Here is a 14,234-nt window from a genome sequence, read left to right on the forward strand (position 1 = left end):
CGACTGGCTGCAGTTCACGCTCGCGATGGCGTTCGCGGCGTTGTCCGGCTGGCTCTGCATCGCCGCCTTCCTGGCGCTGCTGAAACGGGTGGGCCTGCTGCCCTTCGTGATCTACCGCATGCTGCTGGGCCTGGTGCTGCTGTTTTGCGTGATGCGCGCACAGTTCGCCGACCACGCCTTCCTGCGGGCGACCCTGTGGGTGCTCTTCGGCCTGGCCGTGCTGGAGGCGTTCTACGGCATTCTGCAGGCCCTGCTGCCCAACCTCGGCGTGTTGTGGGTCACCTACCTGAAAGCCGGCATGGGCGATGCCCGCGGCACGTTTATCAACCGCAACCATTTTGCCGGTTTCCTGGAAATGCTGCTGCCGCTGCTGCTGGGTTTCGGTCTCTCCCGGGTGGCCTGGGGCGGCCGTCCACGGCTGATCGTGCTGATCCACTCCGAGCGGCTGCACCAGCACATGCTGATGATCCTGGGCCTGGTGATCATCGCGTTGGCCCTGCTCTTTTCCAAGTCCCGCGGCGGTATCACCGGCGCGATGCTGGGGATGGGCGTCTTCGGTCTGCTGGTGCGCGGCGGGGGGCGCAACCTCCCCTTAGGGGTGCGCGTGGCCCTGGGGCTTTTCCTGGGGTTGACCCTGTTCTACGGTCTGCGCATCGGGTTCGGCCCCATTGTGGAGCGTTTCCTGGCCCTGGAACAGGGGGACTCCCGCCTGGATTTCTGGCGCGACAGCCTGGCCATGATCGCCGACCACCCGCTGGGCATCGGCCTGGCGGCCTTCAAGACCGTTTTCCCGGTCTACCATGTCTCGGCCGTGTCCGACGCCACCATGCCCTACTACCTGCACAACGACGTGCTGCAGCTGCTGGCCGAAGCCGGCTGGGCCGGTCTGATCAGCCTGGGCGGCGCCTTTGCCGTGTTCATGGTGCATCATTTCCGGCGCATCCGCCGCATGGACCCGGCGGTCGATCCCCAGCGCTTCTTCATAGCGGCCGGCGCCTACAGCGGGCTTTGCGCAATGGGGTTCCACAGCCTGATGGACTTCAACCTGCAGATCCCGGCCAACGCCATGTATTTCGTCATGCTGCTGGCCATGGTGCGGGCGCTGGTGCACGATGACGCGTAACAAAGATATGGGGTATTTTACGAATCCGTCATGATTGACCTGCACTCCCACATCCTGCCCGGCATCGACGACGGCGCCGTTGACCTGTCGGCCAGTCTCGCCCTGGCGCGCGGCTACGTGGCGGCCGGCTTCGAGATGGTGGTGGCCACCCCGCATGCCCTGTCCGCTGATCTATCCCCCCGGTTTGCCGGGCTGGTGGCCCGGGCGGTCGATCGGCTCAACCGTGCGCTGCAGGCCCATGCCATCACCATCCGGGTGCTGCCGGGCATGGAGGTGGAGATGGATGCACGGCTGCCCGCCCACGTCACCGATGGAGCGGCGATCCCGCTGGCCGGCAAGGATCACCTGCTGGTCGAAACGCCTTTTCTGCGCATGCCCCTGGGTTGGCAGAACATGGTGTACGACCTGGGCAACATGGGCATCACCGTGGTGTTCGCCCACCCCGAACGCAGCGTCCACCTCCAGGAGAAGCCCAGCCTGCTGGATGAGATGGCAGCCAGCGGCGCCCGCCTGCAGGTCAACTGGAGCAGTCTGGCCGGGCACCACGGCCGGACGGCGAAGGGCCTGGTGCGCCACATGGCCCGTCGGGGCCTGATCCACTGCATGGCCACGGACAGCCACGATCCCGTGCATCGCCACCCCGGCCTGGCGGTCGAAGTCGCCGGTCAGCTGGCCGACCTGGTGGGCACCGAAAACCTGGAACGCATCATCCTGAAAAACCCGCTTCAGGCCGTGAACGGCCTGCCCATGCAGGTGCCGGACGGCACGATCGTTCCGCCGCGAATCCGCAAAAAGCGGTCCTGGTGGGGAAGATGCCTGGGGTTGAGATGAAGCGAGCCCTGTCCATCCTGTTTGCCCTATGCCTGGTGGGCCTGTCTGCCTGGCTGCTGCCCTTTTGCCGCGAGCAGCGCCACCTCTATTTCAAGGATTATGCATTCACGGACGACGAGGCGCAGCGGCTGCAGCGCCACCCGGGAATCCTCTATGCCCACGGCCGGCAGGCCGAGCGCCGCATGGACACGGCGTCGGCGATCGATCTTTACCGCCGCACCACGGCTCGCGATGCCCTGCACATGGATGCCTGGCTGCGCTTGGCCGACTTGACGGCCGCGGCAGGCAACCTGGAGGACGCGGCGCGCATCGCGGCCTTTTGCGATGCCTATATCGGTCCGGTGCTGCGCTGGAAGTGGCCGCACACCCTGCTGGCCCACGGCCTGGCGTTGGACGCGATCTTCAGTGCCAACATCAATTACCTGGTGGCGCGACGCACCAAGCTCAACGACGCCTTCAACCTGCTGGACACCCACTGCCAGGGCAGCCCGGGGTCGGCCCTGGCCATCCTGCAGCCCGACAACCAGCCGGCCTACCTGGACTGGGCCATCCGCTGGCAGCGCACCGATGCCGCTGGGGCGGCCTGGCAGGCACTGACAGCCAGCCGACGCGCGGACGACGCCATGCTTGGCGATTACGTGCACTTTCTGGTTTCGCAAAAAGACATTCTATCGGCCGCGGCCGAATGGCGAAACCACACCGGCATCGACGGCATGACCAACGGCGGGTTCGAATCCGAGATCACTGGCAAGGGTTTTGACTGGCGCATCGGCAGCGACCGCAACGGGCACTGGACCGTTGGCCGCGACTCCCAAGGCGGCCGCCGGGGTGGCAGCGCGCTGCAGGTGGACTTCGACGGGAGGGAAAACCTGGCATTCCACCATCTTTACCAGGTGGTGGCGGTGACGCCGCAAGCGCCCTGCCGGCTCTCCTTCTGGTGGCGTGACAAGGGACTGACCACGGATCAATTCCCGTATGTCGAGGTCACCGGTTACGATGCCGGGGGCCTTGGCGTGCGCAGCCCGGCGCTGCAGGGGGCGACGGAATGGCAGCGCGCCGACATCGCCTTCACCCCGCCGGCCGATTGCCGGGCGGTGGTGGTGCGGCTTCGCCGTCGGCCAAGCGGCCGGTTCGACAACAAGATCCGCGGCCGCCTGTGGCTGGACGATTTCGAGCTGCAGCAGACGGCCGCCGGTTCGACCGCGGCAACCGGCTACACCGACGGCGCCCCCCCGGGCGCCTGAGCATCCCGAACGCGCCGGTCATGCCATCCCGCGCAGGCATGCACACGCGATTAAGCCTTACCACCATGTTTCAACCGCTGACAATCCTGGCCCGCCGCCTTCGCGGGGATGACGATAAACAAGCCATATCGACGTGTCGCCGATCGTTCCACCGTGACGGTGAAATCACTTTCCCGTCAAACGCCGTCAAACCGATTTTTCCACTTCTTCAACTGCACAGAGGGTAACGCCATGCAACCGAAACCCATCGACGACCATTATCCAGCCCCTTCCGGGGCCGGGTCCATGAACTTACCGTCCACCGACATTCGCGACGCCATGCCGGAATGGGATGCGGAAGAGGTTCACCTGCGCGATTACCTGGACGTGGTGCTGCGGCGCAAGTGGCTGATCATCAGTACGCTGCTGCTGGTCTTTGTCACCACGCTGTTTCTGACCCTGTCCCAGCCCAAGCTCTACCGGGCCGCATCCACCCTGGAGGTGGTGCCCCAGAACCAGAACGTGACCAAGTTCGAGGCCGTGGACAGTTCGGATCCGCGCGCGGGGGAGTTTTACGATACCCAGGTACAGCTGCTCGAAAGCCGCCAGTTGCTGGCGCGCGTGGCCGAGCGGCTGCAGCTGCAGGACCACCCGGTGGTGGTCGAGGCGCTGTTCGGCGACGACGAGCCGGGGCTGCTGGCGCAGATCAAGGGCATGCTGCGCGAACTGGTGCTGTCGTTCATCCCCGCCGACCGCCGCGGTCGGGCCACGGGCGCGGCGATTGACGATCAGACGATGAAGCAGGAGAGCGTGCTGGGGTTTCTGGGCAGCGGGTTGAGCGTGGATCCCAGCCGCACCGGCATGCTGATCGGGGTGTCGTTCATCTCCCCGGACCGGCGGCTGTCCCGCGATGTGGCCAACAGCATGGCCGACGAGTTCGTACAGTGGAACATGGAAAAGAAAATGGAGGCCTCGGACCTGGCGCGCAACTTTTTGATGAAGCAGATCGACCGCTCCAAGATCAACCTGGAAAAGGCCGAAGAGAAGCTCAACCAATTCGCCCAGCAGGCCGGCATCGTCTCGCTGGACACCAAGCACAACAGCGTCTACCGGCAGCTGGAGGACCTCAACGCGGCCCTCTCCGCGGCCGAGGCCGAACTGATCAACCGGCGGGCGAACTTCGACCAGGCCCGCAAAGAAGGCCCCTCCACCCTGCCCGAGGTGATGGCCAGCCCGATGATCGGCGAACTCAAGGCGGAATACGCCCGACTGCATGCGGAATACGAAAATCAGCACGTCATCTTCCAGGACGATTTCCCGGAGGTGCGCGCGCTGCTGGAGCGCATGGAAAGCATTAGCGAACGGATTGCCGAAGAGGAAAACAAGCTTTTTGCCACCGTGCGCAACCAGTACGAGGCCGCTTTGGGCAAGAAAAACGCCCTGGAGCAGCGCGTGGCCCAGCAGATGCGCCTGGCCATGGACCTGAACGAACGGACCACGCAGTACAAGATCATGTCCCGCGAAGTGGAGACCAACAAGCAGATCTACCAGAGCCTGCTGGAACGCTCGCGGGAGATCGAGTCCATGGCGGGCATCTCGTCGAGCAACATACACATCGTGGACGAAGCCAGCCTGCCCATCTTCCCGGCCAAACCCAATGTGCGGCGCAACCTGATGCTGGCGGTGGTGCTGGGGTTGTTCACGGGCTTGGGCCTGGCCTACTTTCTGGAGTACTTCACCGATCATATCGCCAACCCGGACGAAATCACCGACCGATTCCGTATCCCCCTGCTGGGGGTACTGCCCCTGGTGAAAAAAGCTAACGGCAGCCTGGACAAGGCCCTGGAAACGGATCCCCGGGCACCGTTTTGCGAGGCCCTGCGCACCACCAGCGTCTCCCTGCAGCTGTCGGGTGCCTCCGACAAGTCCAAGAGCTTCGTGATCACCAGCATGCGTCCCGAGGAGGGCAAGACCACCCTGGCGGCCAACCTGGCCCAAACCTTCGCCATGGCCGGGGAGAAGGTGGTGCTGGTGGACGGCGACCTTCGCCGGCCGCGCGTTCACAAAATTTTCAACCCCGGGGGCGCCAGCAACGGGCCCGGGCTGTCCCGGTTCCTGGCCAACAACAGCGACCCGGGCCTGGTGCGCCAGAACGGCCACCAGAACCTCTCCTTCATCCCCGCCGGCCCCATTCCACCCAACCCGGTGGAACTGCTGGTGTCCAAGCGTTTCGGCGAACTGATCAGGGAACTGGAAGTCCGCTACGACCGGGTCATCGTCGACGGCCCGCCCATGCAGGGCTTCGCCGACACCCTGGTGCTGTCGCGCCACCTGGGCGGCGTGGTGCTGGTCAGCAGCGTGGGCCAGACCACCCGGGAGGAGCTGCGCCATTTCAAAAAGAGCATGACCAATGTCCGCAGCACCATTTTGGGCTGCATCATCAACAAGGTCGACCTGACCAAGCGCTACGGCTATCAATCCTATTACAAATACTACACGTATACCAACTACGCCGAAGCGGGCGACACGAAGCGCAAGAACACCCAAGCGCTGCCTTCATGAAACCGCGGGTCCGGTGTGATCGCCAGGTTGCTGAAGGAAACCGGCTATGACCATGCCCGGCGACGATCGCATGCATGACGAGAATCGCTTACTGCTGCGCTTCTGCACGGCGGTGCAGCAGACCGCCGACACGCCCACCATTATCAACACGGTGGCCGGGGATGCCGATTTCGTGCGCATGTGCAAAAAACTCGCGTCACCGCCCAGCCGGGCCTTCGAGATCAATTTTCTGGCCCTGTGCAACCAGTGCAGGTTCGATGCGGCGACCATCCGCCGTCGCGTGCTGAGTATCGCGCGGGCCTTGCGGCTCATCACGGGCGTCGAGGCGGACGCGGATTATTACGCCATCCTGGGGGTGCCCGCCGACGCCGATGAAAAAGCCATCAAGCACGCGTTCCGCGAAAAGGCCAAGGTCGTCCACCCGGATAGGCAGCCCCTAAACAGCGATGCATTTCTCGACCTGCAGACCGCCTATCGCCACTTGAGCGACCCAAGCCTGCGGCGCCGCTACGACGATGAGCACCAGGACAGCGTCAAGTGGATCGAACCGCAGGAAAACCGCCCGCGACAGCCGACCGCCTATGGGCGATCGTTCGGCATGATCGGCGTGCTGGTGGCCGTGCTGGTGACCGCAACGTTCATCTTCGATCTGTTTTACAACGAAACCTCTTTTTTCAGCGGCCCGGAGCCGGCCGCACCCACAAGGGTGTCGGCGGACACCGGCACCCCGCCCCCGGCACCAGCTTCCCCTGCGCGAACCGACCGGGTAAGCCAGCCGGCAGCTCCGGCTAACGCCCAGCAATCGCCGGGGCCGTCAATCGTTTCCGCGGCGCAACACCTGGTGCCGTTGATGGAACCGACACCGGTCCCTGAGTTGATCATTCTACGAGCGGCCGCCGCCCCGGAACCGCCGCCGCGACCACCTGCCGACAAAAGGCGCACCGCCTCGGCACCGCCAAGGTCGTCAGCGCCACCCGAAGTCCGAGCCGCCGCCAAAACACCGGCGGCGCCCGCGGCAGCCGTCGAAGCCTCGGTGATGCCGTTAGAGCAGCGCCTGCGCGTATTTCTCGACACGTACTGCGAGGTGTACGCGTCCAAAAACCTGGAGAACTTTTTCACCTTTTTTTCCCGGGACGCCACCGAACAGGGACGGCCCTTTCAGGAGATGCGGCCGGTGTACCGGGAAACTTTCAGCAAACTAAAAACTGTGGATTACGCCATTCGCATCCAGGCCTTCACCACCCACCCCCAAACCGGCAGGGTGCATGTGGATGGCCTGTTCCAGGCACATTACGAATTGAAAAACGGCCAGTCCGGCACCAGTTCGGGAACCGTTTTCATGGACCTTGCCCAGCAGGGCGAGGCGTTCAAGGTCAGCAACCTGGAGTACGTTCACAATTAGCCGGGGTGGGCATGACGGTTTGCGTCATGGGTCCGGCCATGGTGGGCGGTGCCGAATGCTGCCAGTAAAATGCCCCAGGCAGCCGCGCTGAGGCAAATTGCTTTTATAATTATAGCACCTTGAAAAGAAAGGAGAATTGGTCTATGACTGGCTGCAACTCGCCTGGACCGCCGCTGCGGCGCACCATACCGATATGCATTGAAAATGATCCCAAAACAAACAAATCTTTTGGTCACTACAGACAACAAGGAGAGAGGTAAATATGCATCGTAATCCGAAATTCAAAACCCTGACGTGGATCTTTGCCTTTGCCTTCCTGCTGGCCGGAATGGCCCAGGCCTACCCGATTGCGCGGATCATCCCCTCCGGCAAAATCAAGGTTTACCGCAACGACCAACTGGTCCAGGTGCTGCAAGAGGAATCACCCCTGCCGATGGGGGCGATGCTCGGCGCCGAAGGCAATTGCGGTCTGCGCATGGCCGATCTGTTTGTAGTCGCCGAAGACGGCAGCCTGTTTTCGGTTCAGGAGGGCAGCGGTGCCACTCAGTTCAAGATCGAAAAAGGGGCACTCTATTTTGCCGCCAACAGTCAGACCGGCACCCTGGTGTTCGAAACGCCTGCGGGGATCATCAACACCCAGCAGATGATCATCCAAGCGGCGGCCGGATCGGCGATGCTCAAGGGGTTCGTGGATGTGTCCGCCAGCGGCACCAGTATGGGCGTGCTGGAAGGCGGCTCCCTGATCGTCTCCACCCCCGACGGTGAAAAAATGATCGCCACGGGCAAGCAGATCACCCTTGCACAGGCCGGACTGATCAAGCCCGCGGAATCCGGCTATCAACCAGCGCCTGACAATCAGGGTCAGTCCCAGGCCAAAGGTCAGCCCCAGGATGAAGGTCAGCCCCAGGGCAAGGGTCAGCCCCAGGATGATGATGATGACAAGATTCCGGCAACCTATTTTGTCACCGGCGGTCTGCTGGCGGCATTGGCCGCAGGGGCGCTCGCTTTAAGCGGCAGCGGTTCCGACGATCCCGCACCGGCCAGCCCGGCCAGCCCATAAATCGCATTCGGCGGCAGGAGCCAAGGACCTGGGTTTCTGCCGCGGCATGCAGCCTCACTTTCAGCATTACTGGAGTCATGTTCCTATGGTATCTGTAAGGAAAGTCCCGACCTGCTGGCTGGTTTTGGTGGCCTTGTGTGCCGCGTTCCTGGGCTGCACCAGGGGCCAGAGCTACCAGTCGCTTCCGGTGGATTCTTACTCGGTGAGCAGCCTGCGCAGCCATGAGACCGATGAATTCAACGAGCAGCTTTTTTCCGCCGCGCAGATCAATCCCGATCCGAGCGAGTATGTGCTGGGCGCCGGGGATCTCATGCAGGTCACGGTGTATGAGAGCGACAAGCTCAACACCACGGTGCGCGTGAGCTCACGTGGTTTCGTGACCCTGCCGCTGCTCGGTCAGATGGATGTCAAGGGATTGACTGCCCGGGAAGCCGAGATTCAGATCGAGACGGCTTACAAGCAGAAGTATCTCCAGGACCCCCACGTGAGTATTTTCGTCAAGGAGCATTTCAGCCAGCGCGTCACTCTCATGGGACAGTTCAAGAACCCCGGCACCTTTGACTACCTCTCCAAGATGCGGCTGATGGATGTCATGGCCCTCGGCGGCGGCCTGACCGAGCAGGCCGGACGAACCGCCCAGGTGCGGCGCACGGGCTCGGCCGGAGAGGTGCCCAACACCATCCTGGTGGACCTGGACAAAATGATCCGCGACGGTCACAGTGAATTGAACATCGAGATCAACGGCGGCGATGTGGTCTTCGTGCCTGAATCCGGTGTCTTTTTCGTCGACGGCGCGGTGCGTAAACCCGGTTCCTACCCGATCAGCCGGAGCACCAAACTTTTTGAAGCCCTGGCCCTGGCCGGCGGACTGCGTCCCTATGCCGACGACAAGATCCTACTTGTCCGCCACCTGGGAGAAGGCGAACGCAAGGTGCTGGAACTGGAGTTGAAAGAACCTGAAGTGCAGGAAACCCTGATCCTCGACCGGGATGTCCTTTTGGTCAAGGCCAGCAGTATGGGCAAGATGGTGCACGGGTTCCGCTGGAGTATCGGCATACCCGGCGTGGCCGGGTTCGGCTACCAGGATCCGGAAGTGCGATAACCCCCGGGGCAGCGCAGATACCCGGCGTGGCCCGATTCGGTTACAGCGACCCGGAAAGGTCGAACTAGCTCGTCCGCCATTTCGGCGATGGTTAGCTTTTTTGGTTACATCCGAATTATGCAATTGGGAAAATAAGGTACTCTCCGGATCCGTCGAAGGGAAAATTTTTGTCCGTATTGACGCCCGCCTGATTCGAAAAATCACAACTGTATGAAAAATAAATGAAAATTATTTTTATAAGTGTGGTATTGACTTTGCTTTCTCAGTGGGAAGCGAAGGCAACCTAATTCTCCTTAACGAACGTGGTTTTCCCGTCTCCCCCTGGGGACATGAAAACCGCAAACCGGTTCCACTTTTTTACGGGCAAGATCTCTCAGCGGGTTTTGCCCTTTTTTTTTGCACCCGATAGGACATCATGCTGTGGGGCGCTGCGGGTAGGATTCGAAGCAGGATTGGCAGCGAAGCCGATTAGCTTGCCTGTGATCCGGACCGGCTAACGGTTTTGCCATTTGAAAAGTTTTCGGTGCAACGCGGATTATGGAAAACTGTTATCGAAATGCGGGTTTCACTCGGTTGGTTGAAAGTTTTCCATTTCTTCACTGATCAGCTTCTGGCTGATCGGCTGATTTAGTTTAATGCCGATTTCGTTGCCCATGATCCACACTATCCTGCCGGATACGGGGACTTGATTACCATTTGAAAAGAAGAGGTGTCCATTCAAGACCGACGTTGACACCGCCGCTCGGTCAGGATCGCTGAGAACTTCGATTTTTAGTCCACCTTCTGAAATGTTGACAACCCGGTAGCGTGTTGTCTGGCAATCTAAAGTTGGATAGGATTCCGGCTTGTAGGTGTAACGTTTATGCTCTCTTCTTTCGGTGGTTACTATTTCCATTGGTCACGTCCAAATCGATGATAGTGTTAATTGGGTCTTCAATGGCTCAATCGTTGGGTCTGACTGATGGTTTACCGCTTAGCTAGGGCCATCCGAACAGGAACGACCAGTAGAGACAAAATATTATATGTATACGCAGATGTGATTTTAATCAATCAGTTAGTCGTTAATTGTCAGGCCATGCCGATCAAATCAGCCACATGAGCTATCCGCAGCATAAAAAATGGGGGTAACTATGGGGGTATAATTTTTTCAAAAATTTTAAATATGTAACTAAACCATGGATATGGAATTATAATTAAATAGCCCTCATCCTCAGAACATAGATAACCCTTCGTTTTAACGAGGGGTTATTTTTTTTAGAACCCGCTATTTTCTGTCCACTCCATCCACTTGCCCCACTTTGAAGGAACCGACGATTCGGTTGTGACATTTCCGGTATCCAGAATGGTCATGGACCCTGAAAGATTCCTCGACGATGCACTGGAAACAATGGCGAGATGCGGTATGGGTGTCATCTACGAACGCACATCCGGTGGAGCCCCCTTGCGGAACAATCCGTCACTTGAAGAAAGGGATGTATTGATCCAACGGCTCTACAAACCGAACCATAAAAGGCTGACAGAGGCAACAGAAGGTGAGCTCATATATGGATGAAGGTAGCGGGGAGCAATCTGCACAGTACGAACAGTGCAAAACACAGGTGGGAAGGATCATCGGAAAGATACACAGTGTTGACTTACCGCACCTCAGATAATGCTTGGTTTTAAAAAGAGAAACCGGAGCAGATGGGTGTTGCGAGGGATTGATCACTGGTTGTGACCAACTGGACATCGGGTGTCCATTGCAGGTGCTCCGGCGTAGTTCAAAAATAAGGACTGACGATATTTTATCAAGGGATATCCAGATTACCATCCGGTAATCTTCGGGTAATGTTCTTGCAACGTTCTGGTGGTAGGTTTGAATTGGTAGAGGGGTACGGACCAATAAGCCCATTTACCTTTCATCATTCTCCTCCTTGCCAAGCCGGACCGTTTTATAGCGGTCCGGTTCATTTTTGTCTGGTGAACCTGCCACCGGAATAGCCTACCAATAGGGCACCATTCGCGAACCTTTAATTAACATCGTTTCCCCGGTAGGTTCGCGCAGGGGGTAAACGACTGAATCCTCTGGTGTTAACCCAGGGAATAGAAATAATCGTTCGTCTGCTTCCAAACTGAGATTTCGATATGATTTCGAGCTTTCTCCTTTACCGTCAGCTAAATCCAGGAACAGACCTTCCTAAGGGATCTCAAGATGAACTCAACGATGCTGTTGCTAAGGCTTCGCGACAAATTAAGGTTCAACTATTCAACCAAGTATGGCAGATGCGTGGTGATAATTGGCGTGAAGCCAAAGACAAACCAAAGATGGACCTTGCGATTCCATTAATCAAAGCCCTCATACATAGAAAAAAAATATTCTGCATGGTTACCAGCGAGGCCAACTATAAAATCAAATATATAACACGAGAAAACACGCGAATTTCGAAAACCGTATTTGCGAAATGTCGACGGAACAGGATGTGTCCTCGTGTTTTTAGATGCAAATAATACCAAGGAAAACTGTCAAGAATGGATAAAAGCATTTGCGATGGTTCCCACATCCTGGTTAAAAACCTGAGCAACGTCCACCAATAGGCCTTGTCCAGACGAAGGGAACGTTGGCGTCTTATCAACTCAATTGGTGCCGATAGTCCCGGATGTCCGTTGCCGGGTGGCGCCGGTGCCAATCAGTTAAAATGGTGGCTTGCCTTCTTTTGGAAAATTCAAAGCATACGCCGTGCCATCGGTCTCAATTTCCCCAATGTACGGGGTTTGTTTCGGCACGTGGGTTTTTCAGGCATGGTTTTGTGGCCATTTATATAAACGATTTGTATACAGATGGTCACAGCTAAGGGCGTCCGTTGCGAGGGAAAGTTGCCGACACTTCAAAGACCTCAAGCTGCCCGGTCCGTGAACATGGCCAACACGTCGGGTTGCAGAGGCGGGTTCAATAATCATGGTCATGACGATTAATCCCTATCGTTGCGTTGGGCCCATGTTCCCCACCCTCGACCAAGCCGATATGGGCCTGTAAAAATTCATGGGAGCTGTCACTATATGTAGAAAAAGCTGCTTGACAGATAACAACATCTTGTATCATAACGGCACTAATTACAGCCCCATCCACTTTAATCTTCCTCCTTGCCGGTATCCCCGTGCGGATCGGAGGCCGGAGAAAGCGATCATGATGGATAAATCCAAGGCCATGATTAAGATCATGACGATACTGAACGAAGATGGTCTGATGATCCCGGGAGGCAGGGCTCATGCAATCGTCACGGAGTACATGAACTTCAAGATCGACCGGGTTGGGCCCGAAGAAGCCCTGGAGGACGTCAGGCAAAGCAAGGATCATCTGGTGGCCCAGATCCAGCAGATGACCATGTGATTCTTTCGCCGCAGGCACCGGCCGATCCATTCACCGACGTTCTCACGGAACAGGAAGCACACCCCGGTAGGCCTGCCTCGCACCTGTTCCCCAAAAAATGATGGGGTCCGCAATCGGGCCTCGCCCTCCCTTCAATCCCATAGAAAGCAGATTGGTGCGACGCCACCCGAGCATTTAACAGCAAGGATGATGTAAACCAATCATGCCTGCCCTGATGACGGTTTTCAACTTTCTGCCGGCGAAACCCACACCGCCATTCATAGGAACACCCGGCAGTTGTTTTTTTTTGTAATGCAACGGCTGCGGGAGCGTGCATAAAACCATCCCAAACCGGCCTTGAGGCGTCGGTCCTCTGGTACAATACGCTGCAGCGCATTGCCTGACGCGTCCCACGGACTTTTCTGTCCCTGTGCCTACTTGATTGACACGGTATCATCCCCTTCGCATATTTATCGATATCGGAACTGCGTGTCGATGCGACCGGAAAAACACCGATATCGGTTGAAAGGGGGCGGTAATGTCCGAATACATTGATACCATCATCGGCAGGGTGAACACATACAGCGATAAGGATTTCGAAAAGAAGGTTCCCAGCCTGACCTATCTGGGTGGCGGCCAGGTCGGCCGCCGGATCATGCTTGCCGACGATCGCATCACCCTGGGACGATCGCCCGAGGCGACCATTATGCTGCGCGACAAGCATGTGTCGCGGCTCCACATCGCCATTGATTTCGATCCCGACCGCAACGGATATCGTATTCAGGATCTCGGCAGCTCCAACGGGACTCTCATAAACGGGGCCCGCATATCCGAAGCCATTCTCAATGATTCGGACAAGATCCTGATCGGCGAGACCATACTGCGGTTTGGCTGGTCCGACGCGTTTGATCTGCGATATCAGACCGAAATTGACAACCTGGTAAATATCGATGAATTGACCGGTTTGATCGTCAAACGCCGCTTCGATGAAGAACTGAATCGCTACATTGCCGTGGCCAAAAGGCAGGGCAAGGGGTTGGCGATGATCATGATGGACATGGATGGGCTCAAGCAGATCAACGATACCTATGGCCATTCATTCGGTGCATACGCCATTGCGGAAACCGGGTCCCTGATCAAGGCGGCTTTTGAGAAAAAAGGTTTGGCCAGTCGTTTTGGCGGCGATGAATTCATGGCCTTCATGCCCAATGTTCAAGCCGAAGAGGCGCGTCAGGCAGCGGAAGCGCTCCGCATGCGTGTCGAAAACCATGCCTACAAGAAGGACGGCATATCGCTCCGACCGACCATCTGCATCGGCATCAGCAACCTGAAAGCCGAAGACAGCATGACGTCCCTATTCAAGCGGGCGGACGACGCGCTGTACATGTCGAAACGATCCGGTCGCAATAAAGTCAGTATCTCCGAATAATCAGTCCACCGCTTCACCCACCGTCGACGACGCTGCAACGAGTTAATGCCCGCCGCCAAACAGCAGGGGTTCGACCAGCAATTGATCGACGATTCGGCGTTGATATTTGCTAAAACACAGCGGTTTTGCTATTGGTTTTCCTGATTCTTCCCTGGC

General features: G+C 58.2%; 11 protein-coding genes. 10 read left to right on the forward strand and 1 reads right to left on the reverse strand.

Annotation, left to right across the window (positions count from 1 at the left end):
• The 7 genes from ACZCED_RS02090 to ACZCED_RS02120 all read left to right on the forward strand — a co-directional run.
• Window positions 1-1,123, forward strand: a 1,123-nt coding sequence (locus ACZCED_RS02090) for an O-antigen ligase family protein (RefSeq protein WP_464860110.1), incomplete at its 5' end; no start/stop codon positions are given.
• 30 nt (window positions 1,124-1,153) lie between these two features.
• Window positions 1,154-1,954, forward strand: coding sequence for a tyrosine-protein phosphatase (locus ACZCED_RS02095; protein WP_464860111.1), 801 nt, complete (start codon window positions 1,154-1,156; stop codon window positions 1,952-1,954).
• Window positions 1,936-3,198: a hypothetical protein gene (locus tag ACZCED_RS02100; protein ID WP_464860112.1), complete on the forward strand. Its 1,263-nt coding sequence runs from the start codon at window positions 1,936-1,938 to the stop codon at window positions 3,196-3,198. Before ACZCED_RS02095 ends, ACZCED_RS02100 begins: the two co-directional genes overlap by 19 nt.
• Window positions 3,199-3,429: 231 nt before the next feature.
• Window positions 3,430-5,739, forward strand: a complete 2,310-nt coding sequence (locus tag ACZCED_RS02105; protein WP_464860113.1) for a GumC family protein — start codon at window positions 3,430-3,432, stop codon at window positions 5,737-5,739.
• Between the two features lie 46 nt (window positions 5,740-5,785).
• The gene (locus tag ACZCED_RS02110) at window positions 5,786-7,141 is read left to right on the forward strand and encodes a J domain-containing protein (protein WP_464860114.1); all 1,356 of its coding nucleotides are present in this window, start codon (window positions 5,786-5,788) and stop codon (window positions 7,139-7,141) included.
• 262 nt (window positions 7,142-7,403) lie between these two features.
• Complete coding sequence (locus ACZCED_RS02115) at window positions 7,404-8,201, forward strand: hypothetical protein (RefSeq protein WP_464860115.1); 798 nt, start codon at window positions 7,404-7,406, stop codon at window positions 8,199-8,201.
• An 85-nt stretch (window positions 8,202-8,286) separates the two neighbouring features.
• Window positions 8,287-9,303 carry a polysaccharide biosynthesis/export family protein gene (locus tag ACZCED_RS02120; protein WP_464860116.1) on the forward strand — a complete coding sequence of 339 codons (1,017 nt, stop codon included), beginning with the start codon at window positions 8,287-8,289 and terminating at the stop codon, window positions 9,301-9,303.
• A gap of 565 nt (window positions 9,304-9,868) precedes the next feature.
• Here the strand turns inward: ACZCED_RS02120 and ACZCED_RS02125 are convergent.
• Window positions 9,869-10,198 (reverse strand): PilZ domain-containing protein, encoded by a 330-nt coding sequence (locus tag ACZCED_RS02125; protein ID WP_464860117.1) that lies wholly within the window; start codon window positions 10,196-10,198, stop codon window positions 9,869-9,871.
• 426 nt (window positions 10,199-10,624) lie between these two features.
• Here ACZCED_RS02125 and ACZCED_RS02130 point away from each other — a divergent pair, with 426 nt between their 5' ends.
• The 3 genes from ACZCED_RS02130 to ACZCED_RS02140 all read left to right on the forward strand — a co-directional run bounded on the left by ACZCED_RS02130 (window position 10,625) and on the right by ACZCED_RS02140 (window position 14,078).
• Window positions 10,625-10,855 (forward strand): N-formylglutamate amidohydrolase, encoded by a 231-nt coding sequence (locus tag ACZCED_RS02130; RefSeq protein WP_464860118.1) that lies wholly within the window; start codon window positions 10,625-10,627, stop codon window positions 10,853-10,855.
• A gap of 1,611 nt (window positions 10,856-12,466) precedes the next feature.
• Entirely contained in the window at window positions 12,467-12,670 is a 204-nt protein-coding gene (locus ACZCED_RS02135) for a hypothetical protein (protein ID WP_464860119.1), read from the forward strand.
• Window positions 12,671-13,187: 517 nt separating this feature from the next.
• Window positions 13,188-14,078, forward strand: a complete 891-nt coding sequence (locus ACZCED_RS02140; protein ID WP_464860120.1) for a GGDEF domain-containing protein — start codon at window positions 13,188-13,190, stop codon at window positions 14,076-14,078.
• Window positions 14,079-14,234: the final 156 nt, after the last annotated feature.

It is taken from the genome of Desulfosarcina sp., from assembly GCF_055467485.1.

Bases quoted from the DNA above. Each gene is read 5' to 3' on its own strand.
- ACZCED_RS02095 (WP_464860111.1), top strand. From the start codon at position 1,154: ATGATTGACCTGCACTCCCACATCCTGCCCGGCATCGACGACGGCGCC.
- ACZCED_RS02100 (WP_464860112.1), top strand. From the start codon at position 1,936: ATGCCTGGGGTTGAGATGAAGCGAGCCCTGTCCATCCTGTTTGCCCTA.
- ACZCED_RS02105 (WP_464860113.1), top strand. From the start codon at position 3,430: ATGCAACCGAAACCCATCGACGACCATTATCCAGCCCCTTCCGGGGCC.
- ACZCED_RS02110 (WP_464860114.1), top strand. From the start codon at position 5,786: ATGACCATGCCCGGCGACGATCGCATGCATGACGAGAATCGCTTACTG.
- ACZCED_RS02115 (WP_464860115.1), top strand. From the start codon at position 7,404: ATGCATCGTAATCCGAAATTCAAAACCCTGACGTGGATCTTTGCCTTT.
- ACZCED_RS02120 (WP_464860116.1), top strand. From the start codon at position 8,287: ATGGTATCTGTAAGGAAAGTCCCGACCTGCTGGCTGGTTTTGGTGGCC.
- ACZCED_RS02125 (WP_464860117.1), bottom strand. From the start codon at position 10,198: ATGGAAATAGTAACCACCGAAAGAAGAGAGCATAAACGTTACACCTAC.
- ACZCED_RS02135 (WP_464860119.1), top strand. From the start codon at position 12,467: ATGATGGATAAATCCAAGGCCATGATTAAGATCATGACGATACTGAAC.
- ACZCED_RS02140 (WP_464860120.1), top strand. From the start codon at position 13,188: ATGTCCGAATACATTGATACCATCATCGGCAGGGTGAACACATACAGC.